General features: G+C 66.9%; 30 protein-coding genes. 16 read left to right on the top strand and 14 right to left on the bottom strand.

The annotated features are described in order from the left end of the window. Positions 1-25: 25 nt before the first annotated feature. Entirely contained in the window at positions 26-994 is a 969-nt protein-coding gene (locus AC5Y7E_RS17730) for an NAD(P)H-dependent flavin oxidoreductase (RefSeq protein ID WP_499950088.1), read from the bottom strand. An 8-nt stretch (positions 995-1,002) separates the two neighbouring features. Continuing rightward, the gene (locus tag AC5Y7E_RS17725) at positions 1,003-1,395 is read right to left on the bottom strand and encodes a tautomerase family protein (protein WP_499916453.1); all 393 of its coding nucleotides are present in this window, start codon (positions 1,393-1,395) and stop codon (positions 1,003-1,005) included. A 106-nt stretch (positions 1,396-1,501) separates the two neighbouring features. Here AC5Y7E_RS17725 and AC5Y7E_RS17720 point away from each other — a divergent pair, with 106 nt between their 5' ends. After that, positions 1,502-2,371, top strand: coding sequence for a LysR family transcriptional regulator (locus AC5Y7E_RS17720; RefSeq protein WP_499950059.1), 870 nt, complete (start codon positions 1,502-1,504; stop codon positions 2,369-2,371). Positions 2,372-2,397: 26 nt separating this feature from the next. Here the strand turns inward: AC5Y7E_RS17720 and AC5Y7E_RS17715 are convergent, their stop codons facing one another. Continuing rightward, positions 2,398-2,997, bottom strand: a complete 600-nt coding sequence (locus AC5Y7E_RS17715) for a TetR/AcrR family transcriptional regulator (RefSeq protein ID WP_499950057.1) — start codon at positions 2,995-2,997, stop codon at positions 2,398-2,400. A 111-nt stretch (positions 2,998-3,108) separates the two neighbouring features. Between AC5Y7E_RS17715 and AC5Y7E_RS17710 the strand changes: the two genes are divergently transcribed. Next, positions 3,109-4,677 (top strand): phytoene desaturase family protein, encoded by a 1,569-nt coding sequence (locus AC5Y7E_RS17710; RefSeq protein ID WP_499950055.1) that lies wholly within the window; start codon positions 3,109-3,111, stop codon positions 4,675-4,677. 1 nt (position 4,678) lies between these two features. Here AC5Y7E_RS17710 and AC5Y7E_RS17705 read toward each other — a convergent pair whose 3' ends face one another. The 5 genes from AC5Y7E_RS17705 to AC5Y7E_RS17685 all read right to left on the bottom strand — a co-directional run bounded on the left by AC5Y7E_RS17705 (position 4,679) and on the right by AC5Y7E_RS17685 (position 7,440). Beyond that, a complete protein-coding gene (locus AC5Y7E_RS17705) occupies positions 4,679-5,530 on the bottom strand; it encodes an alpha/beta fold hydrolase (RefSeq protein ID WP_499950054.1) in 852 nt (283 codons plus the stop codon). 17 nt (positions 5,531-5,547) lie between these two features. After that, a complete protein-coding gene (locus AC5Y7E_RS17700; protein ID WP_499950053.1) occupies positions 5,548-6,156 on the bottom strand; it encodes a YbhB/YbcL family Raf kinase inhibitor-like protein in 609 nt (202 codons plus the stop codon). A gap of 65 nt (positions 6,157-6,221) precedes the next feature. Then, the gene (locus AC5Y7E_RS17695; protein WP_499950052.1) at positions 6,222-6,668 is read right to left on the bottom strand and encodes an SRPBCC family protein; all 447 of its coding nucleotides are present in this window, start codon (positions 6,666-6,668) and stop codon (positions 6,222-6,224) included. Between the two features lie 50 nt (positions 6,669-6,718). Continuing rightward, positions 6,719-7,129 carry an SRPBCC family protein gene (locus AC5Y7E_RS17690; protein WP_499950050.1) on the bottom strand — a complete coding sequence of 137 codons (411 nt, stop codon included), beginning with the start codon at positions 7,127-7,129 and terminating at the stop codon, positions 6,719-6,721. Beyond that, positions 7,126-7,440: an ArsR/SmtB family transcription factor gene (locus AC5Y7E_RS17685; protein WP_499916437.1), complete on the bottom strand. Its 315-nt coding sequence runs from the start codon at positions 7,438-7,440 to the stop codon at positions 7,126-7,128. Before AC5Y7E_RS17685 ends, AC5Y7E_RS17690 begins: the two co-directional genes overlap by 4 nt. Positions 7,441-7,544: 104 nt before the next feature. Here AC5Y7E_RS17685 and AC5Y7E_RS17680 point away from each other — a divergent pair, with 104 nt between their 5' ends. From AC5Y7E_RS17680 to AC5Y7E_RS17650, 7 genes are all read left to right on the top strand, one after another. After that, on the top strand, positions 7,545-8,258 hold the full coding sequence (locus AC5Y7E_RS17680) for an MBL fold metallo-hydrolase (RefSeq protein WP_499950049.1): 714 nt from the start codon (positions 7,545-7,547) through the stop codon (positions 8,256-8,258). A 177-nt stretch (positions 8,259-8,435) separates the two neighbouring features. Then, entirely contained in the window at positions 8,436-10,724 is a 2,289-nt protein-coding gene (aceA, locus tag AC5Y7E_RS17675; protein WP_499916433.1) for an isocitrate lyase ICL2, read from the top strand. Between the two features lie 629 nt (positions 10,725-11,353). After that, positions 11,354-11,782 (top strand): hypothetical protein, encoded by a 429-nt coding sequence (locus tag AC5Y7E_RS17670; RefSeq protein ID WP_499916429.1) that lies wholly within the window; start codon positions 11,354-11,356, stop codon positions 11,780-11,782. A gap of 164 nt (positions 11,783-11,946) precedes the next feature. Continuing rightward, positions 11,947-13,110, top strand: a complete 1,164-nt coding sequence (locus AC5Y7E_RS17665; RefSeq protein WP_499950048.1) for an LLM class flavin-dependent oxidoreductase — start codon at positions 11,947-11,949, stop codon at positions 13,108-13,110. A gap of 106 nt (positions 13,111-13,216) precedes the next feature. Continuing rightward, positions 13,217-13,507, top strand: coding sequence for a GlsB/YeaQ/YmgE family stress response membrane protein (locus tag AC5Y7E_RS17660; protein ID WP_499916425.1), 291 nt, complete (start codon positions 13,217-13,219; stop codon positions 13,505-13,507). Positions 13,508-13,692: 185 nt separating this feature from the next. Next, positions 13,693-13,881, top strand: a complete 189-nt coding sequence (locus AC5Y7E_RS17655) for a hypothetical protein (protein ID WP_499950046.1) — start codon at positions 13,693-13,695, stop codon at positions 13,879-13,881. Between the two features lie 80 nt (positions 13,882-13,961). Then, positions 13,962-14,333: a hypothetical protein gene (locus AC5Y7E_RS17650; protein ID WP_499950044.1), complete on the top strand. Its 372-nt coding sequence runs from the start codon at positions 13,962-13,964 to the stop codon at positions 14,331-14,333. Between the two features lie 56 nt (positions 14,334-14,389). On the opposite strand, the gene AC5Y7E_RS17645 is transcribed toward AC5Y7E_RS17650, so the two are convergent. Continuing rightward, entirely contained in the window at positions 14,390-14,857 is a 468-nt protein-coding gene (locus tag AC5Y7E_RS17645; RefSeq protein ID WP_499950042.1) for an SRPBCC family protein, read from the bottom strand. Positions 14,858-15,065: 208 nt separating this feature from the next. Here AC5Y7E_RS17645 and AC5Y7E_RS17640 point away from each other — a divergent pair, with 208 nt between their 5' ends. Beyond that, entirely contained in the window at positions 15,066-16,907 is a 1,842-nt protein-coding gene (locus tag AC5Y7E_RS17640) for a fatty acyl-AMP ligase (protein WP_499950040.1), read from the top strand. A gap of 148 nt (positions 16,908-17,055) precedes the next feature. After that, entirely contained in the window at positions 17,056-17,727 is a 672-nt protein-coding gene (locus AC5Y7E_RS17635; protein WP_499950039.1) for a hypothetical protein, read from the top strand. A gap of 17 nt (positions 17,728-17,744) precedes the next feature. Here the strand turns inward: AC5Y7E_RS17635 and AC5Y7E_RS17630 are convergent, their stop codons facing one another. Then, on the bottom strand, positions 17,745-18,515 hold the full coding sequence (locus AC5Y7E_RS17630; RefSeq protein WP_499950037.1) for an SDR family oxidoreductase: 771 nt from the start codon (positions 18,513-18,515) through the stop codon (positions 17,745-17,747). Positions 18,516-18,573: 58 nt separating this feature from the next. Between AC5Y7E_RS17630 and AC5Y7E_RS17625 the strand changes: the two genes are divergently transcribed. Then, positions 18,574-19,050: a nuclear transport factor 2 family protein gene (locus AC5Y7E_RS17625; protein WP_499950036.1), complete on the top strand. Its 477-nt coding sequence runs from the start codon at positions 18,574-18,576 to the stop codon at positions 19,048-19,050. A 33-nt stretch (positions 19,051-19,083) separates the two neighbouring features. On the opposite strand, the gene AC5Y7E_RS17620 is transcribed toward AC5Y7E_RS17625, so the two are convergent. Together AC5Y7E_RS17620 and AC5Y7E_RS17615 are read right to left on the bottom strand one after the other, a co-directional pair. Further along, positions 19,084-19,827, bottom strand: a complete 744-nt coding sequence (locus tag AC5Y7E_RS17620) for a DJ-1/PfpI family protein (protein ID WP_499950035.1) — start codon at positions 19,825-19,827, stop codon at positions 19,084-19,086. Between the two features lie 17 nt (positions 19,828-19,844). Beyond that, positions 19,845-20,795, bottom strand: a complete 951-nt coding sequence (locus AC5Y7E_RS17615; protein WP_499950033.1) for a GlxA family transcriptional regulator — start codon at positions 20,793-20,795, stop codon at positions 19,845-19,847. Between the two features lie 110 nt (positions 20,796-20,905). Here AC5Y7E_RS17615 and tpx point away from each other — a divergent pair, with 110 nt between their 5' ends. Beyond that, a complete protein-coding gene (tpx, locus tag AC5Y7E_RS17610; protein WP_499916405.1) occupies positions 20,906-21,400 on the top strand; it encodes a thiol peroxidase in 495 nt (164 codons plus the stop codon). Between the two features lie 21 nt (positions 21,401-21,421). On the opposite strand, the gene AC5Y7E_RS17605 is transcribed toward tpx, so the two are convergent. Together AC5Y7E_RS17605 and AC5Y7E_RS17600 are read right to left on the bottom strand one after the other, a co-directional pair. After that, positions 21,422-22,375, bottom strand: coding sequence for an NAD(P)H-dependent flavin oxidoreductase (locus tag AC5Y7E_RS17605; protein ID WP_499950032.1), 954 nt, complete (start codon positions 22,373-22,375; stop codon positions 21,422-21,424). After that, positions 22,372-22,752, bottom strand: coding sequence for an NYN domain-containing protein (locus AC5Y7E_RS17600; RefSeq protein ID WP_499950031.1), 381 nt, complete (start codon positions 22,750-22,752; stop codon positions 22,372-22,374). Before AC5Y7E_RS17600 ends, AC5Y7E_RS17605 begins: the two co-directional genes overlap by 4 nt. Before the next feature lie 75 nt (positions 22,753-22,827). Here AC5Y7E_RS17600 and AC5Y7E_RS17595 point away from each other — a divergent pair, with 75 nt between their 5' ends. The 3 genes from AC5Y7E_RS17595 to AC5Y7E_RS17585 all read left to right on the top strand — a co-directional run bounded on the left by AC5Y7E_RS17595 (position 22,828) and on the right by AC5Y7E_RS17585 (position 26,562). Beyond that, positions 22,828-24,012: an acyl-CoA dehydrogenase family protein gene (locus AC5Y7E_RS17595; protein WP_499950029.1), complete on the top strand. Its 1,185-nt coding sequence runs from the start codon at positions 22,828-22,830 to the stop codon at positions 24,010-24,012. A 21-nt stretch (positions 24,013-24,033) separates the two neighbouring features. Continuing rightward, positions 24,034-24,933 carry an NAD-dependent epimerase/dehydratase family protein gene (locus tag AC5Y7E_RS17590; RefSeq protein ID WP_499950028.1) on the top strand — a complete coding sequence of 300 codons (900 nt, stop codon included), beginning with the start codon at positions 24,034-24,036 and terminating at the stop codon, positions 24,931-24,933. A gap of 174 nt (positions 24,934-25,107) precedes the next feature. Next, positions 25,108-26,562 carry an aldehyde dehydrogenase family protein gene (locus AC5Y7E_RS17585; RefSeq protein WP_499950027.1) on the top strand — a complete coding sequence of 485 codons (1,455 nt, stop codon included), beginning with the start codon at positions 25,108-25,110 and terminating at the stop codon, positions 26,560-26,562. Positions 26,563-26,569: the final 7 nt, after the last annotated feature.

The following is a 26,569-nucleotide window of genomic DNA, read 5'->3' as shown; positions in this document are numbered from 1 at the left end:
ACCGCGGAACATTCCCTTCACCAACTCAGCGTCGCGCCCGATTCAGGATGTGCGCCGCTTCGCTGACCATGTCGGCGACGATGTCAGCGGCGGGACGGACTTCGCGTACGCGTCCCACCCCCTCGCCGACCAATATCGCAGCGGTGTCGAAATCATCTGCGGCGACGGCCTTCTCGTAGGAAGCGATGGCTTCGGGCAGCCGCGCGGACAGCTCGGCCTCGTTGCCCTGCCACGTGTCCAGGAAGGCGTTTTCCAGCGCCCGCGCGTTGTATCCGGCGGGCCAATCGAGGCGGCGCACAAGGTCATAGACGCGGGTACGCACGGTGTCGTCTCCGCCTGCCGCCACTGCGCGATCCTGCGCCCGCGGTGACACCAGCGCTTCCGGCGTCGCCCAGAACCTGGTTCCCACGACCACGCCGTCGGCGCCCAGCGCCAGCGCAGCCGCCAACCCGCGACCGTCGCCGACGCCGCCTGCCGCTACCACCAACGTGTCGGGCGAACGTTCGGTGACGAAGTCGACGACCTCGGGCACCAAGGTGAAGGTCGACCGCACGCTCATTCCGTGGCCGCCTGCCTCGCCGCCCTGCGCGACGATGACCTCCGCCCCGGCAGCCAAGGCGCCGCGCGCCTGATCGAGGGTTTGCACCTGCGCGATAAGCGGAACGCCGGCAGCGTGGATGCGGTCGGCGAACGGCTGCAACTCGCCGAACGACAGCATCACCGCCGCCGGCCGCTGGTCCAGTGCGATGTCGAGGACCCCTGGGTTTTGGGCGAGGCTCCAGGTAATGAAGCCGTATCCGACTCGGGCGCCCTGAGCCCGGTCGATCTGGGATCGCAGCCATTCGGCGTCGGGATAGCCCCCGCCGATGAGGCCCAGGCCGCCCGCCTGCGTCACCGCCGCCGCGAGCCGGCCCCCGGAGATCAACGCCATCGGTGCGAGCAGAATCGGCTGCTCGATCCCGAACAGTTCGGTGAGGCGTGTCGTCAAACCCATCGCGGCGCTCACGTGAGCTCACCGGTCAGGAACTGCGCCCTACCGTGGCCGAAAGACCAGTCCTCGTCGTCGTTCTCGGTGACCGAAACGATCAGGTCGGCCGGGTCGAGCCGGCACCGGTCGGCGAGGCGGAAGGCCAGCAGTTCATAGAATTTCTGCTTGAGTTCGCGCGGACGTCGCCGGCTCACCATGTGCAAGACCACCTGGCGGGCTGAGCGCTCGATGCCGAGACCGGTATCCAGCGTGACGATCTCGTGGGCCGGGTGGGTGCGCACCACTTGATAGCGGTCCCGCTCCGGAACGCCGAACGCTTCGACAACCGCCTCGTGGATCGCGTCCAGCAGAGCGCGAACCTCGACCGGTGTACGACCCTCGATGAGGTCGACATACAACAGCGGCATCTTTCCTCCTAGGTACAGCGCGGGTTGCGCCCCCATTGCAACCGACGCCAGGCCCGGGGGAATCCCGCGTGAAATGCCTTCTGTGAAGCATTTATGCTCATCAGGCATGGACGTGGTGCAGGCGGGCCGGGTCGAGTTGCGTCATCTGCGCGCATTCGAAGCGGTGGCACGCCTCGCATCATTCACGCAAGCCGCCAAGGAACTGAGCGTCACCCAGCCCGCGCTGAGTCGCACCGTCCAGCAGCTCGAGAAGGCGCTCGAGGCGACGCTGCTGGACCGCAGCTCGCGGCACGTGGCGACCACACAGGCCGGCCGGGTTTTCCTCGGGTACGTCGAACGGGTGCTCGCCGAGTTGGGCAGCGGTGTCGACGCCGTCCGGCAACAGGCGAGCATCCGCCTGGGGTTCAGCTGGCTGTTGCCCGACCCATGGACGCAGGACACCGTCGCGGCATTCGAACGTGCCGCCCGGACTACCGTCAACCTGATCCGCACCGACGACGCGCTCGGTGCGGTCCAGCAGGGGAGGGTCGACGTCGCCGTGGTGCGAGGGCACGTGACGTCGACCGCCGTCCGAATCGTGCACCTTTTCGACGAGCCACGAGTGGCGGTGTGTTCCGTTCATTCACCCCTTGCGAAGCGGGCAGAGCTCGACTGGTCCGAGGTGCCACGCTGGCCGCTCGTCGTCAACACCACCAGCGGCACTACCGGCCCCTGGTCGTGGCCCGCGGGCGCTGGCCCCGAAACCATCGTCGAGACAACCAATTTCGATGAATGGATCGAATCCGTCGCGGCCGACCGGGGTGTCGGAGTCATCCCAGACGTCGCCATCAGGCGCAGCATCCACCCGGGCGTGCGATTCGTCGCGCTGCGGGGCGCTCCCGACATCCCCGTTGTCCTGGTGTTTCTGAAGCGGGCCAACAGTCCCGTACTTCGCCGCTTCATCGGCGCGGCCGTCGACACCGCCACCGGCCTGTGATGTACTCGCGCGAGACGCGCACGCCGTCAGGCGAGCGGCGCCAGACCGGAGCGCACCAGATCCAGACTCGCGGTCACGTCTGCGCCCAAGTCGCCCGAACAACCGCCACGGCCCCAATTCTCCACTGCGGCAACGAGAGCCGCGGCGACCACAGAGCCTGCGACCTCGGCGGCTAGATCGATGTTCGCCATATCCGGATTCCGTCCTCTGACGAAATCGGTGAGCACGCGGGCGAACGAGGACTGCACCACCCGCAGGTGACCGGCGATCCGCTCGGCGCTGATCAGCTCGGCGCGAGCGGTCGCGGCTTGGCGCACCACTTCGAGGTCGTGCGGGAAGGCGGCAACGGCTGCCAGCACCGCATCGAACAGCGATTCCGAGGCCGGTCGGTGGGCAAGCGCCTCGGTGAGCCATTCCAATTGCGTCTCGTAGTCCTGAAAAAGCACGGCTTCCTTGGTCGGGAAATGCCGGAAGAACGTGCGCTCGGTGACACCGGCCTCCCGGGCCAGCTCCGTGACGGTGACGTTGGCAAACCCCTTGTGGGCGAAGCTCTTCAGCGCCGCTCGGCGAAGTGCCTCATGCGTCGATCGTCGTCGCTGTTCATGACGGTTGCCCGGGGCGCTCATCTCAGCGGTGATCGTATCCCAGGTGGGTGGGCACGACTGACGTCTTCCAATTGCGTCAGTACTGACATATCCTTGGCTCGCGGGTACCCGATTGAGCCGAGGGTCAAGATCATGGGCGATACCGATTACGACGCCATCGTGGTGGGCGCCGGACACAACGGGCTGACCGCCGCGGCGATTCTGCAACGCGCGGGCCTGCGCACCGTGTGCCTGGAAGCCAACAGCTACGCGGGCGGCATGGCCGCGACGGTCGAATTGATCGACGGCTTCCGGTACGAGATCGCCGGTTCGGTGCAGTTTCCGATGGCGAGCCAACTCAGCAAGGACCTCGGACTGGACACGCTGCCGGCGGTGGAGCCCGACGTGATGTCAACCAACATCGGCGAGCATGGCGAAGAGCCGATGATCTTCTACCGCGACCCGATGCGGCTGATGACACACCTGAGCGAAAAGCACGGGCTGGAGGCGGTCACCGGCATGGCCGAACTGATCGGCTGGAGTCAGGGACCGGCAAAAGCGCTGGGCCGCTTCGACGTCCGCCGGCCGCCCAAGACTCTCGACGAGATGTATGCCTGCGCGGCCAACGACGGCGAACGCCGGGCGATCCATGAGATGCTGTTCGGCTCGGCCATGGACGTGATCGACCGCTACCTGCCCGACAAAGACAAGCACGCAGTGATGCGGGGCATGCTGGCTTTCCTGGCCGTGAACTCGACCTACCGCGGGCCGTACACGCCGGGCAGCGCAACCTGTTTGGCGTTTGCGTTGGCGGTACCCGACGACAGCACCGCGATGATGACCAAGCTCAAGGGGGGCATCGGCGCGCTCACCGAACATCTGCGTGAGCTCTTCATCGCCCACGGCGGCGAGATCCGGTTCCGGACCAAGGCCGAGGAGATCCTCGTCGTGCGCGACAAGGTGACCGGTGTGCGGCTGCGAGACGGGTCGACGATCTCGGCGCCGATCGTGGTGTCCAATCTGTCGCCCGATATCACGCTCGCCGAACTGATCGCACCCGAACACGTTTCAGCGCAGGTAATCTCGCGGATCTCCGGCCGCGACCACCGGGCATCGTTCGTCCAGATTCACTTCGCCCTCGACGGGCTGCCCGAATTCGCTCCGCCGTACGAGTTCCTCAACGACGAGGGCATGCAACAGTCGGTGGGAATCTTCGGGTCACCCGAATCCCAACAGCTGCACTGGGAGAACTGCCGGCGGGGCATCGTTCCGGACAACCCGTCGATGGGAATGCAGATCCCATCGGTGCACGATCCCGCCCTGGCGCCGCCCGGCAAGCACGCGGCGAGCGTCTTTGCCTACGCCTTCCCGGTCGAGGTCAACCGAGATCAGCACGGGCATCTCAAAAATGAAATGGCGCAACGGGTTATCGACAAGATCACTCGACTGGCGCCGAACTTCAAGGACATCGTGATACGCCACATCACGTTCGCGCCGTATCACATGAACACCATGTTCGGCGCGCCCTCGGGCGACTTCTGCCACGGGTTGCTGCACCCCGACCTGATGGGCCCCAACCGGCCCGGCCCGAAGGGCTTCCTCGATATGCCCATCGGGATCGACGGCCTTTATCTCGCCGGCGCCGGATGCCATGGCGGACCGGGCATCACCTTCACTCCCGGCTACGACGCCGCCTATCAGGCGCTCGACGACATGGCCTGAGTCAGGGTTTGCAGGCGGCTTCGAGGGGAAGCTCGGGGCCGCCGGATTGCAGGGACAGCAGGTACAGGTAGGTCGCGAGCGAATGTTCGCATGACACCGTGTATTTGACCAATGTCTTCGGCGGCCACGGAACCAAGCGGACGGGGATGAGCTCGACCGGATTGAGCACATGCTCGTAGTCCAGCGGCGGGGGCAGCGCAGGGACGATGTCCAGGCGGTTTGCGACGCGCCAGGAGTCTTTGACCACCTGGTCGAAGGTGGCCGCAAACAGGGAGTCGCCGGTGCGTGGGCTGCCGTAGGTGTAAACGACCGGGTCGGTAAACGTTGTGTTGGCGGCGACGTCAAGGGCGAGCAGTGTCGCGAGGGCCCCGCCGAGGCTGTGCCCGCAGATCGTCACGGAGCCGGGTTGCGGGGACGGAAGTTTCGCGAGCGCGTCGACCACCGTCGGTGCGCCCGGCGTGGCTCCGGTCCTCAGGGATTCGTACATGGCGGTGAAGCCGTCTTCGGTGTTGCCGGCGCCGGCCAGGAACGGGCACGGCACCTGGAGAAAGTCGGCGTCGTGAATCCATTCCAGCCATCCTTCCGTGCCGCGAATCGCGATCGCGATGTCGCCCGTTGTGTTCTCCCGGCAGATCAGCCCGATGGATACTTCGTCGTCGGCTCGACTCGGATCCATGTCGGTCGCCAGATCGTTGGCGTAGATCGTGGTGACCACGGTGTAGTCGACGCCGCCGGCGCTCAGCGCCTGACCCGCCTTGTTCGTCAGATCGCCGGGCGGCGTCGCGTACGTGGCATTGACGAGCTGGGCGAATTGTATTGCCTGCGTTACGTTTACCGTCGGTTGCGTTGGCATGGCGGGCCCGCTCCGGTTCAGCCGCCGAACGTTCCGGTGAGCTGCGCTTGCGCAGTCGCGGCACCCCCGATGGTCTGCGCCGCCTGAACACCGGCCAGGCCGCCGGGCAGCTGATAGTCGTTGGGCAGCTGGTAGAGGGTGAACCGGTAATGATGCGTGCCGGTTCCCGCCGGGGGACAGGGGCCTTTGTACCCGGCCTGGCCGGCCGTATTCGGCAGGACGGTCGCCCCCGCCGGAGCCTGTCCGTCGGCCGTGCTGCCGCCGCCCGGTGCGATTCCGATGACGATCCAGTGCACGTACAGGCCGTTGACGGCATCGGGGTCGTCGACGACGAGGGCGCCACCCGACGGTGCCGACCACGCCAATGGCGGCGCGATGTCGGCGCCTCTGCAGGTGTATTGCACCGGAATCGGCGCACCGTCGGCGAAAGCCGGGCTGCTGATCGCCAACGGTCCGTCCGCAGGCGCGTTCGGCGCCGTTCTCCCGAGGGTCGTCACCTTCGGAGCCGACGAGGTCGTCGGGTGGCTATGCCCGTCGCCGCCGCAGCCGACCAGGGCCCCCAGCAGCGCCAGCGCACCCAGCACCGCCGCGCCCCCGTGATATGTGCCCGCCCAAGTCGAATTCATAAGAACAGTCTGACTCGCGCGCCCGCGGTCGGGAAGGTCCCGATTTCACCGCGATTCGGGGCGCGCTACCTGCCGCGCTTTTCGACCTCGAGCACCCGCTTGCGCAGTCCCTCGGTGGCGGTGTCCATCAGGCTTTTGGCGCCCTTCTTGACCAGGAATCCCGGAACCGGCACCACTAGATCGACGGTCAGTTCAAAGTGGACCTTCGTGGAGTCCCCCTCGGGGGTCAGCGTGTAGCGACCCTCTTGCGCGCGTTGCTGTTTGGAGCTGACCAGGGTCCAGCCGACGCCGTCGTCGTAGACGGTGTATGCCAGTTCCTGTTCATCGCTGACGCCGACGAGCTTGACGACCTGCCTGGATCGGGTCGGGTGGTTCTGATCGTCGCGTTCGAGCACTTCGACCTCCTTGTGCGCCGACGACCACTCGGGCAACGTCTCGATGTCGAACAGCACGTCCATGATTTGGTCGGGCGTCGCCTCGATGACGACTTCGCGGGAATCGGTGATAGCCATCCCGGGGAGATAGCCGGTGCGATGCGCGCCGAAACCCGGCGCGCCGCGCGTCAGGGAGTCGGTCGAGCACCAAGCGCCGCAAGGCGGGGGAGGACGACGTCGCGCCATCCCGGCCCCATGCGCTCGAACGCCCGCGCCATGCGATGGTCGTCGAGGTCAAACCCGCTGTGTTCCAAGAACACTCGCGTGCCATTTCCCTCGGCTTCCAGTCGCCAGGTCAGCGTCCAGGCAGCGGTGAACGTGTAGGCGAACAGGTGCGGCGGGTCGACCTCGAGCACCGTGCACGGCTGCTTGCCAAAGCCCGGCATGTCGAGGGTGAACCGGTGGCCCACCACCGCGGCCACTTCACCCTCGGCCCACCACTGCCTCAGCAGCGCGGGTTCGGTCAGTGATCGCCACACCGCAGCCGGTGGCGCAGCCACGAATTGGTCCACCCGGATCGTCGCGAACCGTTCGGTCATTTGAGCTCCTCGGCTACATCGGCGAGCGCGGCCAGTCGGGCGCGCCAGAACTTTTCGAAGGGATGCAACCAGTCGCCGAGTTCCGCCAACGGCTCCGCGGTCAAGCGATAGATGCGATGACGCCCCTTCGGCTGGTCGGCCACCAGCCCGGCGTCGCGTAGCACTTTGAGGTGCTCGGCGACCGCGGGCCGGCTGAGCTCGAACCGTTCACTGAGTTCCCCCGCCGAGAGCGGTTGGTCGAACAGGATCTCCAGCAGTTCGCGCCGCACCGGGTTGGCCAAGGCGAGAAAGACGCGATCGACGCTACCCACATCCGGCAAGATATGTCGGATCTTCCCGACATGTCAACCATTTCCGACGTATCATGGCGGAGAAATGCGCGCCGAGCGGAAGCCCGGGTAGCTACGTTCCTGGTGTGCATCTCGCCTGGGAACGGCTCACCGGCACCGTGCACCGCTGCCGGCTCCCGTTCTGCGACGTGACCATCGGGCTGGTGGGGGGCCGTACCGGCGCGTTGCTCGTCGACACGGGGAGCACCTTGCGCGAGGCCGCCGCGATCGACGCCGACGCCCGGCTGCTTGCCAGGCGCTCGGTGAGCCATATCGTCTTGACGCACAAGCACTTCGACCATGTGCTGGGTTCGTCGGCGTTCACCGGGGCGCAAATACACTGCGCCCCCGAGGTGGCCGAACACCTGTCCTGGGCCACCGATCAACTCCGCGAGGACGCGTTGCGTCACGGCGCCGACCCAGCCGAGGTGGACGCGGCGATCGCGGCACTGCGGCCTCCGCGCCGCGGCGCTTACGACGCCGTCGTCGACCTGGGCAACCGGGCGGTGCAGATCGCCTACCTCGGGAGTGGCCATACCGCCTCCGACCTGGTGGTGGTCGTACCCGGGACCGATCAAGGCGAGCGGACCGTGGTGTTCACCGGCGACTTGGTGGAAGAGTCCGCCGATCCCGCGATCGACGCCGACTCCGATGTCGCGGCCTGGCCCGCGACTTTGGATCGGCTGCTGGCGGCAGGGGGCCCCGACGCGATCTACGTCCCCGGCCATGGTAAGGCCGTCGATGCGGGGTTCGTCCGTCGCCAGCGGGACTGGCTGGCCCGTCGTGCTACCGCCCCGTGATCGATGCCGTATCGAAAAGCCTTGTGCCCCAAGGTGTTGACGCCACATGCGGCCCCGCACCCCGGCAACCGGATGCGCCAACAGTTTTGGCTCGAGTGCTTCGACCCCTGATTGAACTGCCGTTGCCGGGGATAGACTCACATTCATTGGAATCGTGTGCGAAGAGGAGCTTAAGGCATGGCGATCATTGACAAGGACACACAGGTCCGGCCATCGTTCGACGACGAGGTCGCTGCCACGCAGCAATACTTCGACGACCCGCGCTTTTCCCGCATCACGCGCCTCTTCACCGCCCGCCAGGTAGCGGAACAGCGCGGCACGATCCCCACCGACTACACCGTCGCCCGCAACGCGGCGGCCGCGTTCTACGAACGGCTGCGCGAGCTGTTCGCCGAGAAGAAAAGCATCACCACGTTCGGCCCGTATTCGCCCGGCCAGGCCGTCGCGATGAAGCGCATGGGTATCGAGGGGATCTACCTGGGCGGCTGGGCGACGTCGGCCAAGGGCTCCACCACCGAGGACCCGGGACCCGACCTCGCCAGCTACCCGCTGAGTCAGGTGCCCGACGACGCCGCCGTGCTGGTGCGCGCCCTGCTGACTGCCGACCGCAACCAGCAATACCAGCGCCTGAACATGAGCGAGCAGCAGCGGGCGACCGCCACGCAGTACGACTACCGGCCGTTCATCATCGCCGACGCGGACACCGGCCACGGTGGCGATCCCCACGTGCGCAACCTGATCCGTCGGTTCGTCGAGGTCGGCGTGCCGGGGTACCACATCGAGGACCAGCGCCCCGGCACCAAGAAGTGTGGCCACCAGGGTGGCAAGGTGCTGGTGCCGTCGGATGAGCAGATCAAACGGCTCAACGCCGCTCGCTTCCAGCTTGACATCATGAAGGTGCCCGGCATCATCGTCGCCCGTACCGATGCCGAGGCGGCCAACCTGCTCGACAGCCGGGCCGACGAGCGCGACCAGCCGTTCCTGCTCGGCGCCACCAACCTCAACATCCCGTCGTACAAGTCATGCTTCCTGGCGATGGTGCGCCGCTTCTACGAACTGGGCGTCAAAGACCTCAACGGCCACCTTCTCTATGCGCTGCCCGAGGGGGAGTACGCCGAGGCCGGGGCCTGGCTCGAGCGGCAGGGCATCCACGGCGTCATCTCCGACGCGGTCGATGCCTGGCGCAAAAACGGGCAACACTCGATCGATGACCTGTTCGACCAGGTCGAGTCCCGGTTCGTCGCGGCCTGGGAGGACGACGCGGGGCTGATGACCTACGGCGAGGCCGTCGCCGAGGTGCTCGAGTTCGATGCCAGCGAGGGCGAGCCGGCCGACATGAGCGTCGACGAATGGCGAGCCTTCGCGGCGCGTGCGTCCCTGTACTCCGCCAAGGCCAAGGCGAAAGAATTGGGTGTGGACCCGGGCTGGGACTGCGAGCTGTCCAAGACGCCCGAGGGCTACTACCAGATCCGCGGCGGCATCCCGTACGCGATCGCGAAATCACTGGCGGCCGCGCCGTTCGCCGACATCCTGTGGATGGAGACCAAGACCGCCGACCTGGCCGACGCCAAGCAGTTCGCCGACGCCATCCACGCCGAGTTCCCCGACCAGATGCTGGCCTACAACCTGTCGCCGTCGTTCAACTGGGACACCACCGGCATGACCGACGAGCAGATGAAACAGTTCCCTGAGGAACTGGGCAAGATGGGCTTCGTCTTCAACTTCATCACCTACGGCGGGCACCAGATCGACGGCGTCGCGGCCGAGGAGTTCGCGACCTCGCTGCAACAGGACGGCATGCTCGCGCTGGCCCGCCTGCAGCGCAAGATGCGCCTGGTCGAATCGCCTTACCGCACACCACAAACGCTGGTCGGCGGCCCGCGCAGCGATGCGGCGTTGACTGCCTCCTCGGGCCGCACCGCGACCACCAAGGCGATGGGCGAGGGCTCGACTCAGCACCAGCACCTGGTGCAGACCGAGGTGCCGAAAAAGCTGCTCGAGGAGTGGCTGGCGATGTGGAGCGAGAACTACAAGCTCGACGAGAAACTCCGCGTCCAACTGCGGCCGCGCCGGGCCGGCTCGGACGTGCTCGAACTCGGCATCTACGGCAACGACGACGAGCAGCTGGCGAACGTCATCGTCGACCCGATCAAGGACCGGCACGGTCGCAGCATCCTCCAGGTGCGCGACCAGAACACCTTCGCCGAGAAGTTACGACAGAAGCGGCTAATGACGCTGATCCACCTGTGGCTGGTGCACCGCTTCAAGGCCGACGCGGTGATCTATGTGACGCCGACCGAGGACAACCAGTATCAGACCGCGAAGATGAAATCGCACGGCATCTTCAGCGAGGTCTATCAGGAGGTCGGCGAGATCATCGTCGCCGAGGTGAACCGGCCCCGCATTGCCGAACTGCTGCAGTCCGACCGGGTCGCGCTGCGCAAGCTGATCAACAAAGAAGATTAGCCAGCGGCTCGGTCGCGCCGGCCACGTCGACCGGCGTGGCCGCCACTGATCGGTCCTAGAACCCGGCGTCGCCGTGCATCGGCACGTCGCCATGCCCCTGATTCGACCATGCCTGTGGCTGGGTGCTCGCCCTGCTTCGGTTCGCTTCCACACGCGATGCCAAAAATTTACCTAGCGGATAGTTGCTCAAGTGTAGGATTTAGCTTGTAACAAACTTGCGTTTAGATTTAACAAACGCCCCGACAGAGAGGAGCGCCTGATGAGGACCACAATCAGGAACGCGTTAGCCGTGTTCGGCGGGGCGGCGGCGGTTGGTTTGACGGTCGGATTCGGTGTTAGCGACGTTAGCCCCACGGGCGGCGCCTCGACGCCGGCGACGCATTCATCCTCCGGCGTCGCGACGATGCAGACTGGCGCGCCAGCGCCGGGCGTGCACGCCGCCACGCTCACCGGCTGCATTCCCGGAGCGAATTGCTAGCCAAGGACCGTTCGCAACGGCCCATCGCATCTGCGCAATGGGCCATCTTGTGTGCCGCGGTCTTGGCTCCTCAATCTGTTTGCGCGGTCGCGCCGTGGGGTAAGAAAAGGTGGGCGGCGCGAAGTGGCGCATGTGGAGATTGGGGGATCCGATGAGATCAGGACCGAGGACGACGGTCGCGCTATTCGGCGGTGCGGCGATGCTCGTGTTGTCGGTTGCCTGCGGCGGCGGCAATAAAGGTGGCCCGAGCACCACGACCACTCCGACCACCACCCCGTCGTCCAGCGTTGCGCCCTCCACTGCGCCCGGCGGCGGGGGTCAACCGGGCGGCCCGAACGGTGGCGGCGGTCAACCCGGCGGCGCGAACGGCGGTGGGGGACCCAACGGCGGCGGCGGCAGCATTCCGGGCGGCCCGACCGGTGGCGGTGGCCCCGGCGGTGGCGGTGGCAGCATTCCCGGCGGCCCGACCGGTGGCGGTGGCCCCGGCGGTGGCGGCGGCAGCATTCCCGGCGTCGGCGGCGGTGGCGGCGGACCGGGTGGCGGCGGCGGATGCATCGGCAACGTCTGCGGCGGTTACTGATCGGGCGAACCGCGTCTCGCGTCACTAGAAGACCTCAAGACTTGTTCGAATAGCCGGTGGGGCCGGGATCACCTGGCCCCATCGGCTGAACCCTTGTCTGGGCCTAGGGCCCAACCCGTTATCCGAGTTATGGTTCTCCGCAACTCGGATGCAAGGGGACGTCAATGTCGAAGCTCAGATTCGGATACTTCATCGCCCCGTTCCACCGCGCGGGCACCAACCCGACGCTGGCCTTGCAGCGGGATCTGCAGTTCATCGAGCACCTCGACGCCCTGGGTTTCGACGAAGTCTGGTTGGGTGAACACCATTCGGCCGGTAGCGAAATCATCAGTTCCCCAGAGGTTTTCATAGCTGCCGCCGCGGAACGGGCAAAACGCATCCGGTTCGGCACCGGGGTCATTTCGCTGTCGTATCACAATCCGCTCTGGGTCGCCGACCGGCTGATGTTGCTGGATCACCTGACGCACGGCCGCATTATCGGCGGCGTGGGGCCAGGCTCGCTGCCCAGCGACTCGTCCATGATCGGCCTTACCCCGACCGACACCCGCGAGCTCCTGGAAACCAACCTCGACATCGTCGTGCGGTTGCTGGCCGGCGAGACGGTCAGCGCCAAAACCGCCACCCATCAGCTCTTCGACGCCAAGCTGCAGCTTGCCCCATACTCCGACGGCGGGATCCCGCTGTCGGTCGCCGCGGTCGCGTCACCGACGGGTGCGCGGCTGGCCGGCAAGCACGGCATCGGCCTGCTGTCCATCGGGGCGACCCTGACCGTCGAAGGATTCAATGCGCTGTCCTACCACTGGGGCATCGTCGAGGAGCGCGCCGCGGCCTTCGGCACGCAGGTCGACCGCAACAATTGGAGCCTGGTCGGTTTGTTCCACCTCGCCGAGACCGAGAAGCAGGCGCGCGAAGAGGTCAGGTTCGGCATCGAGCCGTGGTTTCGCTACTTCCAGAAGGTGGCGGCCTTCCCCCAGATGACGATGCCCGGAGACCAGCTCGACGAAATGATCGACGTCATCAATGAGAACGGGGCGGGCGTCATCGGTACGCCGGAGCGAGCGCGCGAACAGGTGCAGCGGTTGTGGGATCAGTCCGGCGGCTTCGGCTGCATGCTGCAGATGGGCCACGAGTGGGCTAACCCCGCCGCCACCCGACGGTCGGCCGAACTGTTCGCCGCCGAAGTCATGCCACATTTCCAGGGCCAGGCGCAGCCGACGCTGGATGCCGCCGCGCGTGCCGGTCAGGCTCGGGATGCCTTGGCCCAGTCGCAGTTAGACGCCGTGGCGCACATGACCGAGAAGTATGAAAGCGAAAAAGCGTCCCAGTAACGAAGTCCGGCCCGTTCAACCTGTGTGTTATATGTCGCCCGGTTCAGGGAACCCCTAGTCGAAGGTGGGGCCTACACCGGGCACCGTTACGACAGGAGTTCCAGCAATGATCGGGTCAATAGTTCTCGCCATCGTTGTGGGTGCGCTCATCGGCTTGATTGCGCGTCTCCTCATGCCGGGTAAGCAAGACATCGGCATGATCATGACCATCGCGCTCGGCGCCCTCGGTGGCCTGATCGGTTCATGGGTGGCCAGCCAGTTCGGCTACCACAACGCCAACGGCGGAATCGCTTGGGTTCCATTTCTGATCGGGATCGGCGCTGCCATCGTCCTCATCGCGCTCTGGGAAACCGTGCGAGGCCGCCGCGCCCGCCGTGCCGGGTTGCTTCGCCGGTAACCGGCTGAGGGTCAAGGGGACCGGCGCTCGAGACGCCACGCTTGACCATGTGGTTGGCGCGTAGAGGAATCGCTGCGGTGATTCCGGTGCTGCGTGCGCTTAAGAACCATTCCAGCTGGGTAAACCCGAGAAAGCGTGGCGACCATCGCTCTGGAGGGACCGGCCTCATGTTAAGGCAACACGCGATGCGTGACATCGACAAGGATCTGCAGGCGGTGGCGGCCATCCGCCTGGCGGCTCTTCGCCGCGCGGCTCGAGCTCAAGAGCGGCAGCGGTGCGATCCGTTGCCACCCGCCGGCGTTGCAAATGTCGCGCGGGGTGAACATCTGTCGCCGCACTCCGGTTGGGAATTTCTCCTTCAGTTGCCCGCCTGAATCGACGTCGCCGGCGGCTTCATATCGAGACGACAGCCAGGGCCCAGCGGGTAGCTAAGGACGTGGCGCATACCTGAAGGGTGACCACCGACCTCCCTCATTCCACGATCGGCGGCGCGCGCCGTCGGCTGTTACCGTGCCTCATTCTCGCGGCTGCCGCGACCGTGGCCCTGCCGGCTTGGTACGTGGCGCAGCCCCTGGCCGCCGAGACCTCGGTGGCATCGGGATCGGTGCGGCTGACGGACATGGCCCTTTCACCCCAGCCGGATCGCACCGGGGGCTTCGCGGCCGATGGCGACGACGATCAAGCCCAGCTGCAGCAGCAGCTCAATCAGCAGCAGTTGCAGCAGTCCATGCAGCAAGCCCAAGAACAAAACGACGAGGCCGAGCAGCAGTTCAATCGGGACATGCAGCAGCAACAAACCTACGAGAACCAGTTCAACAACCCGTAAGCGTGATCGAAGCGTGGCGGCCGCTCGGCGCGGCCGTCATGCGCCCTGCCGGAAAGCTATCGCCCGCCTTGGGATTCGCGCTCGGCCGCCTTCACCAGCCGGCTCGCGAAGAACCGAACCGCTCCGCCCATGGCGGCGCGCATCAGCGGGCCCGTCCCGCGAACGCCTTCGGTGAACGCGCCGGTCCAGCGGATGTCGGTTCCGCCCGTCGCGTTAGGCGTAAGGACCACCTCGCCGGTGTAGTCCTTGACCGGGGCTGAGGGCCCCACCAGCTTGTAGGCGTGGCGACGGTCCGGCTCGTACTCGAGCGTCTCCTCCTGCACGTAGAACGGCCACATGCCCACCTTGCGGATCGCCCCGACGCCGCCCGGCGCGGGATCGCCCTGGCGGGCCCAACTCGAGTGCATGACGATCGGCTTGGCCCACTGCGACCAGTTGGCGCCGTCGGCCACCAACCGGAACACCGTCGCGGGTGGCGCGCTGCTGGTGCGGTTGACTTCAAAGGAATAGTTGCGGCCCGGCATGACAACTCCTGGTAGTAGCGGACGGACGGCCCTGGACGCCGCTCGCCGGTAGGGTACCGCCCGGGCTGGGCGTCGGCGGGGCCGGGTGAAGCGCCGCCATCCCGGGCTGATCGAACGTCTGACGGAATCATCGAATGCGCCCGCCGCTCTTGACATTTGCCGATTCGCCTCAGCGAGACGGTCGCATCGGCCTGCCTAGACTGCAGTTATGGATCGCGATTCCCGGCACGACGGCCCGGATGGCCTACTTCGGATCGAGGACTGCCTGGACGCGGCGGGCCGGATCGTGCTGCCGTCCGGGGTCAACCTGATATCGCTGATCGACCGCAACATCGCGAACGTCGGTGACACCGTGGCGTATCGCTATCTCGACTACAGCCGTTCGGCCGGCGGAGATGCCGAAGAGGTGACGTGGAGCCGGTTCGGTATCCGGCTGGAAGCCATTGGTGCGCGCATCCAGCAAGCCGCCAGTCGTGGTGAGCGCGTTGCGGTCCTCGCGCCGCAGGGCATCGACTACGTCGCCGGCTTCTACGCGGCGATCAAGGCCGGAACCATCGCGGTCCCGTTATTCGCTCCTGAGCTGCCCGGGCACGCCGAACGGCTCGATACCGCGCTGCGCGATTCCGCGCCCACCCTCGTACTCACGACGACAACCGCGCGAGAGGCGGTGCAGAAGTTTCTGGACGGCCACCCGCACCTGCGCCGGCCGCGCGTGATCGAGATCGACGCGATACCCGACTCGGCCGGGCAGTCGTTCGTGCCTGCCGAGCTCGGCATGGACGACGTCTCGCATCTGCAGTACACGTCAGGCTCGACCCGGCCGCCGGTCGGTGTTGAAATCACCCACCGCGCGGTGGGCACCAATCTGGTGCAGATGATCCTGTCCATCGACCTGCTGGACCGAAACACCCACGGCGTCAGCTGGCTTCCGCTCTACCACGACATGGGCCTGTCGATGATCGGCTTCCCGGCCGTCTACGGCGGCCACTCCACGCTGATGTCGCCGACCGCGTTCGTTCGCCGGCCCCAGCGATGGATCCAGGCCCTGTCCGATGGGTCGCGGCAGGGCAACGTCGTCACCGCCGCGCCGAACTTCGCTTACGAGTGGGCCGCGCAGCGCGGCCTGCCCAGCCGCGGTGACGACATCGATCTGCGCAACGTGGTGATGATCATCGGCTCCGAACCCGTCAGCATCGACGCGATCAGGACCTTCAACAAGGCATTTGAACCGTACGGGTTGCCCAAGACCGCGTTCAAACCCTCATACGGGATCGCCGAGGCAACGTTGTTCGTCGCGACCATCGCCCCCAGCGCCGAGGCGACGGCCGTGTACTTCGACTCGGAACGGCTGGGCGCTGGGCACGCGGTGCCCGTCGACGCGGATTCCCCCAACGCCGTGGCACAGGTGTCGTGCGGCCAAGTCGCGCGCAGCGAATGGGCCGTCATCGTCGACGCCGCCAGCGGGTCGGAATTGCCGGACGGCGAGGTCGGCGAAATCTGGTTGCAGGGCAACAACGTCGGCCGCGGCTACTGGGGTCTGCCGGACGAAACGCGGCGGGCATTCGGCGCCGTGCTGCGATCGCGGCTCGCCGACGGCAGCCATGCGAAAGCCGCCGGACCCGACCGCGCCTGGCTGCGCACCGGCGACTTGGGCGTGTATCTCGACGGTGAGCTGTACGTGACCGGCCGGCTCGCGGACCTGGTGACGATCGACGGCCGCAACCACTACCCGCAACACATCGAGGCCACCGTCGCCGAAGCGTCCGAGATCGTGCGGCGCGGATACGTCACGGCGTTCGCCGTGCCGGACGGCGATGCGCCGGACGCCGCCCGGCTCGTCGTCGTCGCCGAACGCGCCGCGGACACCAGCCGTCAGGATCCACAGCCGGCGATCGACTCAATCCGCGCAGCGGTCGCGCAGCGGCACGGTCTGACCGTGTCAGACGTGCGCCTGCTGCCCGCCGGTGCCATCCCACGGACCACCAGCGGCAAGCTCGCCCGCCGGGCCTGCCGAGCGGAATACCTCGGCGGCACCCTGGGCGTCCGCTGATCGGCAAGCCGAACGATGAACCGGCTCGGCTTTCGCCTCTGGAGCGATCCGCGAATCGGCCTTGCGGCAGGCTTTGTTTCGCGATGGGCTCGGGGGACGCCCGCAGAGTTGACCGAACGCCCGCGATGCTTGGTGGCATCCTGGCCGTGTGGGCTTGCTATTCCGGTTGGCGGAGCTGTTGATCGTGCTCCTGCCGCTGACGGGCGCGATCGTCGCCGCCGTGCGCGCATTCGGCCGACGGCGCACCGACGGGCAATCGCAGGAGGTCCGCCGAACACGACCACCCGACCCGCCCGCTCCCGACGGTGCCGGTGTCAGTCAGGCGTCCCAGTGGCGCTCGGTCCGACGAGTGCTCGACGAGCACGGCCGCACCGATGCACGCTGGCTCGAATACGAGCTCGACGTCGCCAAGCTGCTGGACTTTCCGCTGATGACCGACATGCGCGACGCAAACACCATCGCATTCCACAAAGCCAAGCTGCGGGCCGATTTCCTGCGCCCCGTCAAGGCCGAGGAGCTGCTCGACGACCGTGACGGTGCTGCGCAATACATGGCCGCTGTCGAGGACTACGTCACGGCATTCGACGCCGCCGAGGCCGAAGCGATCCGCAGGCGCCGCAACGATTTCTCCCGGGCGGATCAGCAGCGAATCGCGCGGGCGCAGAGCCTGTTACGAGTCGCGGCCGACCCCGCGGCGGCGGCGCACGAACGCCAGCGCGCATACGATGTGGCCCGCAACGAACTCGACGGCCTGCTGGTGCTGCCGTCCGCGACGCAGGCGAACCTCGAGCGCGGGATCTCCGGCGAGCTGGAGCGATAGGCGACGCAGGGCGTGAGCTACGGGCAGGTGTATCCGCCGTCGATCACGACGTCAGAACCCGTCATATAGCTGGACGCCTCGCTGGCCAGATAGACGTACAAGCCGATGAGCTCTTCGGGTCGGCCGATGCGGCCCAGCGGTATCTTCGGCTCCCATTGGCGGTGATACTCCGTCAACGGCTCGACGAGCTCGGTCAGGATGTAGCCGGGGCTGACGCTGTTGACCCGAATGTTGTGCGGCGCCAACTCGACCGCCATCGCCTTGGTCATGTGGATGACGGCCGCCTTGGACGTGCAGTAGTGGCCGACCTGTTGTGGCACGTTGACGATGCTGCCCGACATCGAGGCGGTGTTGATGATGACACCGCCGCGGCCCTGGGCCACCATCGCCCGGCCCGCCGCCTGCGCGGTCAGGAACACGCCGGTCACGTTGGTGTCTTGGATGCGCTGGAATTCCCCGGGCGACATCTCCAGCATCGGCGCGACTGTGATGATGCCGGCGTTGCACACCGCGACGTCGATGCCGCCCAGCTCCGCGACCACCCGATCCACCATGCTGCTCACCTGTTCGGGCCGGGTCACGTCGCATCGGATCGGCACCACCTTGCCGGCACCGTCCGCGGCCAGCCCGTCGGCGACGTCCTGCAGGGCCCCGACATTGCGGGCCGCGATGGCCACATCGGCGCCGGCTTGGGCGTAGGCCTGGGCCACCGTCCTGCCGATACCGCTGGACGCCCCGGTGACCAACGCCCGCTTACCGCGCAGGCTGAACAAGTCCATGACGTTCATCCGAGATCCCCATTCACACGAGCGACCCAAAACCGAAACACGTTCTAGTGTGTCCGCTATGGGCAAATTCAGCAGGGCAGAAATCGATAACGCCGTCGATAACTACACCAAAGTCGTCGAAGGGTGCAGCGCCTCGGGCGACTGGCGACCGTTTGCGGATCTGTTCACCGAGGACGTCGTCTACACCGAGCACCACTACGGCGTCTTTCACGGGCGCGAAGCGGTCCGCGACTGGATCGTCGCGGTGATGGCGCCGTTCCCGCACATGCGTTTTCCCAATGACTGGGTCGCCCATGACGACGACAACGACGCCGTCGTCGTCATGATCAAGAACCTCCTGGACCACCCGACCGACCCGAAGGGTGAACCGTTCTGGTTCCCGAATTGGACCCGGCTGGTTTACGCGGGCGACGGGCTGTTCTCCAGCGAGGAAGACATCTACAACCCCGACCGCGACGCTCCCGGCGTCGTTGCGGCCTGGATGCAGGCCGGCGGGCAGCTCGCCACGACGGAGATCCTGCAGCCCGGCGCTTGACGCCTCTGGCGGCGATAGCGCTCTGCTGACTACCTACGGTGTGCGGGCAGCGACACGCGCGCGCGTCCGCCGCGATCGGACCTTGCCCAGCGCCTGCTCCCAGGCGAGCAGGGTCGTGGCTTTCACGTTGGCGGGTTTCACACTGTCGCGGGAGAGCAGCGCCGTCGCGGCGGCCTTCGTGGTCGCCGAGGCCTTCGACATGTGACCCGAGTCGAACGGCGGCTGCGGGTCGTATTCGAGCGCGAGTTGAATCGCCTTCGCGCGGGATTCGCCGCCGATCCGTGCGGCCAGCCACAGCGCGAGGTCGAGCCCGGCGGACACGCCCGCACAGGTGACGATGTCGTCCTGATGCACGATCCGCTCGTCGGCCACGGGAACCGCGCCGAATGCCTTCAGCGCGGGAACGGTCAGCCAGTGCGACGTCGCACGGCGGCCCTCGAGCAGGCCGGCCGCCGCGAGAATCACCGACCCCGAGCACACGGACGTCGTCCAGCTCGCGCTCTGGTGGGCCCGCCGCAACCAGTCGAGCAGCGCCTCGTCGCGGGCGTGAACCGGCGTCGATGGACCCCCTGGGACGAGAATCACGTCGGGGGAAGGGGTTTCGGCCAGTGAGTGCGTCGCGCCGATGACCAGCACACCGGAATCGGCGGTGATCGGCCCGGCTTCGTGCCACACGAAGCGCACGTCGGCACCGGGCAAATTGCGCAGCACCTCGTACGGACCGATCATGTCCAGCGCGGTGAATCCCGGATAGGCCACGATGGCGATTTGGGTCATTGAGAGTCCTTTCGGTGTCAGGCGAAGGCCTTGCGGTATTGGTCGGGCGAGATGCCTACGCGGCGAAGGAAATTGCGTCGCATGGTTTCCGCCGTGCCGAAGCCACACCGGGCCGCGATCGCGACGACGGTGTCGTCGGTCTCCTCGAGTTGCCGGCGCGCGGCTTCGGTGCGGATGCGTTCGACGTATTGGCCGGGCGCCTCGCCGATTTCGGCGGTGAACACCCGGGTGAAGTGGCGCGGGCTCATCGCGGCACGGCGAGCCAGATCCTCGATGCTGTGCGGGCCGCCCGGCTCGGCCTCGATGGTCTCCTGCACGTCGCGGATCGAGTCCCTCCTGGCCCGCGGCATCCAGACCGGCGCCGCGAACTGCGTCTGCCCGCCCGGCCGGCGCAGATACAGCACGAGCCAGCGCGCGACCGTCTGCGCGAGCTCGGTGCCATGATCGTCCTCGATCAGCGCGAGCGTGAGGTCGATGCCCGCGGTGACGCCCGCGGCGGTCCATACGGTCTCCGAACTCCGCACGAAGATCGGATCGGCATCGACGTCGATGGCGGGGAATTCATCGGCCAACCGGTCGGCGAAGGCCCAGTGGGTGGTCACCCGTTGCCCGTCCAACAGGCCCGCCTCGGCCGCGAGAAACGCGCCGGTGCATACCGTCACGATGCGCCGGGCGTGTGTGGCGACGGTCTTGATCCAGGCGACCAGCTCGGCGTCGGCACGGGCGGCGTCGACACCGGCGCCCCCGGGCAGCACGACCGTGTCGATCCGGTCGTCCGGCTCCGGTAACGGGGAGGCCACGAAGGACAGGCCGGTGGCCGTCCGCACCGGCTGCCCGGCGACCGACGACATCACGACCTCGTAGCCGCCGCCCGTCAGCAGCGATGCGCCCGTGAAGACGTCATAAGGTCCCACCACGTCGAGCGCCTGCACGCCGGGAAAGCCGACGATCACCACTTTGCGCGCCATAGATTCAGTGTTGGGCACGCCGGGGTGCGTCGTCTACGCCATGTATCCCACCAATTAGGACATGGGACCTGCCCCACCGCGGCCGCGGCGGCCTTGGCAGACTGTTGCCCATGGCACAGATAACGTTGCGTGGAAACCCGATCAACACTGTCGGCGAGCTGCCTGCCGTCGGATCCAAAGCCCCGGCCTTCAGTCTGGTCGGCGGCGATCTGGCCCCGGTGAGCAGCGAGCAATTCGGCGGTAAGCCCTTGGTGCTCAACATCTTTCCGTCTATCGACACACCGGTGTGCGCCACCAGCGTGCGCACCTTCAACGAGCGCGCCGCGGGTGGCGGGGCGACCGTGGTGAACGTCTCGAAGGACCTGCCGTTCGCGCAGGCGCGCTTCTGTGGCGCCGAGGGCATCGAGAACGTCAAGAGCGGTTCGGCATTCCGCGACAGCTTCGGCGAGGACTACGGGGTCACCATCACGGACGGTCCGATGGCGGGCTTGCTCGCCCGGGCCATCGTGGTGATCGGCGCCGATGGCAATGTCTCCTACACCGAACTGGTGCCCGAGATCGCGCAGGAGCCCAACTACGACGCGGCGCTGGCGGCGGCGAGCTGATCGCCCCCTGGGCGGCCTGAGCTAGGGCTGGCCCACTCGCGTTGAGGTGGCCGCCAGCACCTCGCGGCAGCCGGTCCACATCTCCTTGATGATGTCGGCGGCCGGCGGCAGATCTCGAATGCGGCCGGCCACCTGACCGGTGTTGGCGACACTGGCGTCCAGGTCGCCGTCGAAGTAGAGCCGCTGCACGCGTTGTAGTGCCGCGGCGCCCTCTGCGGCAGACGTCGCGGCGTCAAGCCGCTCGGCGGCGGGCGTACGGATGACACGCATCATCCGGGTGCCGTCGAGGGGGAGCATCACCGTGCCGGTCTCGTCGGCGTCGACGACCGCCTGCTTGAGGTTGCCGTGCACCGGCGAGTCCGCAGACGCGAGGAGCCGGGTGCCCATCTGCACCGCTTCGGCGCCGAGAACAAAAGCGGCCGCCATGGACCGCGCGTCGCAGATCCCTCCGGCGGCCACGATCGGGATGTCGACGTGGGCCGCCACCAACGGCAGCAGCACCATGGTGGACGCCCCGAACCGGTTCTTGAACCCGCCTCCTTCGACGCCCTCGACCACCAGCCCGTCCACGCCGGCGTCGACGGCCTTCTTGGCCGCGGCCAGGGTGCCCACCACGTGAAACACCGTGATGCCCGCGTCGTGGAGCCGCTCGGTGAACACCGAAGGGCTGCCCGCCGACGTGGTCACGAACCGAATGCCGTTGGCGACAAGCAATTCCACCATTGCCGGGTCACGGTTGAACAGCAAGGCGATGTTCGCGCCGACCGCCCCGTCGGTCAGCTCGCGCACCCGCCGCAGGTCGGCTCGCCCCTGGTCCGAGGTGGTCTCGATGACGCCCAGCGCACCGGCGTTCGACACCGCAGCGGCCAGCCGGGCCCCGGCGATATACGTCATCGGCGCCTGGATGATCGGGATGTCGATCTGTGCAAGCGCGCAGACCCGGTTGGGTGCGCCGCCAGGGCTGCCGGCGGTCATCGGTGCCGCGGATCGATGAGGTCGCGGAAGCTTTCCGACGGGTGGACGGAGGCGCCGAAACTCCGCACCCGTTCGGTCAACGCTCTGTCGGATGTCACGACCCGAATGTCGTGCGGCGCAGCGGCGGCCGCGACGAGGCGGACGATCTCGTCGTCGGCCGAATTCGCGGCCGCCCTGGGTGCGTGCGCGACCTCGACCACCGATGATGTGATGGCCGTCGACGGGGGTCGCTCAAAAACCACTGTCACGGTTTCTCCTTGGCCCGACGCCCATCGATCCAGTCTTTCCACCAATGCGACCATGGCACCGTTGCGGTCCTTCCACCAGCCATCGGGACGACTTCCGATCACATTCATGCCGTCGACAATCCACCGCACCACCACACCGTAAACGACGCGCGCGGCAGGTGATTTCCATTCTTAAAGCCGTCGGTGGTTGATACGGTCACCCTCATGACCTCGATCGCCGACACCGCAGACCGGGTTGTCGCGCTGGCCCGCGGTATGCGAGAGCTGGTGCGCGCCGAAGCCGCCCAATCCGAGCGGATGCGCACCCTCACGCCGGCGATCGTCGATGCGATGTGGTCCAGCGGGCTGATGTCGGCGTTCAACCCGGTCGTGGCCGGCGGTGTCGAGCCGTCGTTCACCGAGATGATCGAGACCTGGATCGAAATGGCTTGGCAGGACGGGTCGTTCGGCTGGATAGGGATCGCCAATCTGCCGTCGTCCTTCGCCGCGGCGGCGTATCTGCCCGACGAGGGCTTCGCCGAAGTGTTCACCGCGCACGACAACCGGGTCACGATGGGCGGCCAGTTCTTCCCCAACGGACAAGGCGCCGCCGTCGACGGCGGCTACCTGGTGACCGGCGCGTGGAACTTCGGTTCGGGCATCGGTCACTCCGAATACGTTGCGGCTGGCTTCATGCCGATGGACGACGGCCAGATGCGCTGGATCAGCGAGGGTTTCCCCGAGATGCGGGTGGCCGTGATTCCGCGGGCGGAGATCAGTTTCAACGACGGCTGGTTCGTGCAGGGGCTGAAGGGAACCGGTTCCTATGACTACAGCGCGCAGGAGGTGTTCGTTCCCGAGAGCCGCACGTTCGAACTGTTCGTGCGTCAGCCCTACCGGGGGACGTCGCCGGCCACCCGGATGGGGCTGATGCCGGTGACCGCCGCCGGGCACGCGTCGTGGGCGCTGGGCGTGGCCAAGAGCATGCTCGACGACGTCCAAGAGTTGGCCGCGACGAAGTTCCGCATGAGCGACATGGCGTCGCTGGCCAGCCGCCCGACCTTCCAGAAGGGCTTGGCGCATCACCGCGCCGCCTGGCGCGCGGCTCGGCTCCTGGTCCTCGACGCGTTCACCACCGCCGAGGCCGCAGTGGAGTCGGGGGAGGACCTGACACCGGCGCTGCGTGCGGACATGCGGGTGGCCGCCGTCTACGCCACCGACACGGCCCGTGGCTGTGCCGAGTGGGCGCATCTGGCCGCCGGGACCAGTTCGATCCGCGAAGGCAGCCGGCTGGAACGCGCCTTCCGGGACATCTACACCGGAACCCAGCACGCCTTCATCAGCGAGAAAGTCGCCATCGACGTCGCGCAGATCTGGCTGGGCATCATCGAAGACCAGCCCGGGCTGTAGGTACTGGCTACCATTGCGCGCATGCGTGGCTCAAAAATCCTGATCACCGGCCCGACCGGTCAAATCGCCACCCCCATCGCCCGGGCGCTCGCCGCCGACAACGAGGTCTGGGGAATCGCCCGTTTCACCGACCCCGCCGCGCGGGAAGGCCTCGAAAAGGCCGGGATTCGCTGCGAGAAGGTGAATCTCGCGGCCGGCGACTTCACGGCCCTGCCAACGGATTTCGACTATGTCCTCAACTTGGCGGTGGCCAAGAGCGGAAGCTGGGACAAGGACCTGGCGGCCAACGCCGAGTCGGTCGGCCTGCTGATGGCCCACTGCCGCAACGCAAAAGCCTTCCTGCATTGCTCGTCGGCCGCCGTGTACGACCCGCCGGGCGACGACCCCCGCAGCGAGCGGTCCGCCCTCGGCGACAACCACAAGCCGCTGTTTCCCACCTACTCGATCTCCAAGATCGCCGGGGAGGTGGTCGCGCGATCGGTGGCGCGCATCGTCGGCGTGCCCACCACGATCGCCCGGCTCAACGTCCCCTACGGCGACAACGGCGGATGGCCGTTCTATCACATGGAGATGATGCTGGGCGACATCCCGATTCCCGTCCCACCCGGTGAGCCCGCCCGCTACAACCCGATTCACGAGGACGACATCATCGCGACCATTCCCAAGCTGCTCGAGGTCGCGTCCGTTCCAGCGACCACGGTCAATTGGTGCGGCGACCAGACGGTCAGCCTGCAGGAGTGGTGCGACTTCCTCGGCTCACTCGTCGGCAAGGAGCCGATCTTCGAGGCGAGCGAACAAGCGCTGCGCGGCAACCCCACCACGATCGACCGCATGCACGAACTCATCGGCGGCACCTCGGTCGACTGGCGCGACGGAATCCGCCGCATGGCGGCGAAATTTCACCCGGAGCTCGTCGCATAGACGCGCCGACCATCGACTTGTGGTGCCGATTTCTTGAAGTAGTCCCCGACGACTCGACGTTCGGCGGCCGAGCCGATCGTGCTTGACCAGCCGTGTGCACAATGCTAAGCAAGTGCTCAGCACTGAGCGCATGGGGCGCCGGGGCGCCACGACTGGCAATACGAAAGGGATCAGATGACGGTGCAGGCGGTACTGGACGACATTCGCAAGCGCCCCGGAACGGGTGACGTCATCTCGGTCATCGATCCCGCCACCGAGGAGACCATCACCGAATTCACCGACTGCGGGCAAGAGGCGGTCGACGAGGCCGCCGCGCGGGCGAAGGCGACGTTCGAGTCGGGGATCTGGTCAGAGCTTCCGGGCCGCGAGCGAGCCAAGATCCTGTGGCGGATCGGGGAGTTGATCGACGAACACGCCGAGGAGTTCGCTCAGCTCGACTCGCTCAACACCGGCATGCCGCTGCTGCAGGCACAGTTGCAGATGTCGACCTGTTCGGAGTTCTTCCGCTACTACGCCGGCTGGTGTTCGAAGATCAATGGTGTCGCGTACGACGTCAAGACCGACGGCATCGCGACCGACAACTACGTCAACATGCACGCCTACACGCTCAAAGAGCCGTACAGCGTGGTGGGCCTGATCTTCCCGTGGAACGGCCCGATCTTCAACGCCAGCGCGAAGCTTGCCCCGGCACTGGCCGCGGGCGGCAGCCTGCTCGTCAAACCGGCCGAGGAGACGCCGCTGTCGGCGCTGCTGTTGGACCGACTCGTCCACGAGGCCGGCGTGCCCGAGGGGGTGGTCAACCTGTTGACCGGCTACGGTCACACCGCGGGCGCCGCGATCACCGCACACCCCGATGTGCAGAAGGTCGCCTTCACCGGCTCGACCGAGGTCGGCAAGGAGATCGTGCGGGCCTCGGCGGACAACCTGAAGAAGGTCACGCTCGAACTCGGCGGGAAATCGCCGGTGCTGATCTTCGACGACGCGAACCTGGACAACGCCATCATGATGGCGTCGTTGGGCATCTTCGTGCACTCCGGCCAGGGCTGCGTGTGCGGGTCGCGCATCTTCGCCCAGCGCGGTGTCTACGACCGGGTCGTGGAAGGCATTGCGATGATGGCGAATTCGTTCAAGCTGGGCGCCCCCAGCGAGGAGGGCTGCGTCAGCGGGCCGCTGATCAGTCAGAAGCAGCTGACCCGGGTCATGGGCTTCATCGACGAGGGCAAGAAAGACGGCGTGGAGGTGGTCACCGGCGGCCACCGGCTGGACCGCAAGGGCTACTTCGTCCACCCGACGGTGCTTACCAACGTCGACACCAGCATGCGGCTGTACCAACAGGAGATCTTCGGTCCGGTGGTCACCATCCTGCCGTTCGACGACGAGGACGAGGCCGTGGCGCTGGCCAACGACACCACCTACGGCCTGGCCGCGACCGCATGGACGGAGAACCTCGGCCGGGCCCACCGCATCATGCGGCGACTGCAGGCCGGCAGCGTCCAGGTCAACTGCCAGCTGGTCTTCGACCACGATGTGCCGTTCGGCGGGTACAAGCAGTCCGGCTGGGGTCACGAGTTCGGTAGAGAGGGCCTCGAGATCTACCTGAAGACGAAGTCGGTGTGGGCCCAGCTCTAAACCTGTT

It is taken from the genome of Mycobacterium sp. NGS17 (genome assembly GCF_059813205.1).
Note: the sequence above shows the minus strand (reverse complement) of the source record. Positions and strands in the feature narration are given on the sequence as shown.

Coding starts and splice junctions, on each gene's coding strand:
- AC5Y7E_RS17730 (WP_499950088.1), bottom strand. CDS start 994: ATGGGTTTGACGACACGCCTCACCGAACTGTTCGGGATCGAGCAGCCG.
- AC5Y7E_RS17725 (WP_499916453.1), bottom strand. CDS start 1,395: ATGCCGCTGTTGTATGTCGACCTCATCGAGGGTCGTACACCGGTCGAG.
- AC5Y7E_RS17720 (WP_499950059.1), top strand. CDS start 1,502: ATGGACGTGGTGCAGGCGGGCCGGGTCGAGTTGCGTCATCTGCGCGCA.
- AC5Y7E_RS17715 (WP_499950057.1), bottom strand. CDS start 2,997: ATGAGCGCCCCGGGCAACCGTCATGAACAGCGACGACGATCGACGCAT.
- AC5Y7E_RS17710 (WP_499950055.1), top strand. CDS start 3,109: ATGGGCGATACCGATTACGACGCCATCGTGGTGGGCGCCGGACACAAC.
- AC5Y7E_RS17705 (WP_499950054.1), bottom strand. CDS start 5,530: ATGCCAACGCAACCGACGGTAAACGTAACGCAGGCAATACAATTCGCC.
- AC5Y7E_RS17700 (WP_499950053.1), bottom strand. CDS start 6,156: ATGAATTCGACTTGGGCGGGCACATATCACGGGGGCGCGGCGGTGCTG.
- AC5Y7E_RS17695 (WP_499950052.1), bottom strand. CDS start 6,668: ATGGCTATCACCGATTCCCGCGAAGTCGTCATCGAGGCGACGCCCGAC.
- AC5Y7E_RS17690 (WP_499950050.1), bottom strand. CDS start 7,129: ATGACCGAACGGTTCGCGACGATCCGGGTGGACCAATTCGTGGCTGCG.
- aceA (WP_499916433.1), top strand. CDS start 8,436: ATGGCGATCATTGACAAGGACACACAGGTCCGGCCATCGTTCGACGAC.
- AC5Y7E_RS17670 (WP_499916429.1), top strand. CDS start 11,354: ATGAGATCAGGACCGAGGACGACGGTCGCGCTATTCGGCGGTGCGGCG.
- AC5Y7E_RS17665 (WP_499950048.1), top strand. CDS start 11,947: ATGTCGAAGCTCAGATTCGGATACTTCATCGCCCCGTTCCACCGCGCG.
- AC5Y7E_RS17660 (WP_499916425.1), top strand. CDS start 13,217: ATGATCGGGTCAATAGTTCTCGCCATCGTTGTGGGTGCGCTCATCGGC.
- AC5Y7E_RS17655 (WP_499950046.1), top strand. CDS start 13,693: ATGCGTGACATCGACAAGGATCTGCAGGCGGTGGCGGCCATCCGCCTG.
- AC5Y7E_RS17645 (WP_499950042.1), bottom strand. CDS start 14,857: ATGCCGGGCCGCAACTATTCCTTTGAAGTCAACCGCACCAGCAGCGCG.
- AC5Y7E_RS17640 (WP_499950040.1), top strand. CDS start 15,066: ATGGATCGCGATTCCCGGCACGACGGCCCGGATGGCCTACTTCGGATC.
- AC5Y7E_RS17630 (WP_499950037.1), bottom strand. CDS start 18,515: ATGAACGTCATGGACTTGTTCAGCCTGCGCGGTAAGCGGGCGTTGGTC.
- AC5Y7E_RS17625 (WP_499950036.1), top strand. CDS start 18,574: ATGGGCAAATTCAGCAGGGCAGAAATCGATAACGCCGTCGATAACTAC.
- AC5Y7E_RS17620 (WP_499950035.1), bottom strand. CDS start 19,827: ATGACCCAAATCGCCATCGTGGCCTATCCGGGATTCACCGCGCTGGAC.
- AC5Y7E_RS17615 (WP_499950033.1), bottom strand. CDS start 20,795: ATGGCGCGCAAAGTGGTGATCGTCGGCTTTCCCGGCGTGCAGGCGCTC.
- tpx (WP_499916405.1), top strand. CDS start 20,906: ATGGCACAGATAACGTTGCGTGGAAACCCGATCAACACTGTCGGCGAG.
- AC5Y7E_RS17605 (WP_499950032.1), bottom strand. CDS start 22,375: ATGACCGCCGGCAGCCCTGGCGGCGCACCCAACCGGGTCTGCGCGCTT.
- AC5Y7E_RS17595 (WP_499950029.1), top strand. CDS start 22,828: ATGACCTCGATCGCCGACACCGCAGACCGGGTTGTCGCGCTGGCCCGC.
- AC5Y7E_RS17590 (WP_499950028.1), top strand. CDS start 24,034: ATGCGTGGCTCAAAAATCCTGATCACCGGCCCGACCGGTCAAATCGCC.
- AC5Y7E_RS17585 (WP_499950027.1), top strand. CDS start 25,108: ATGACGGTGCAGGCGGTACTGGACGACATTCGCAAGCGCCCCGGAACG.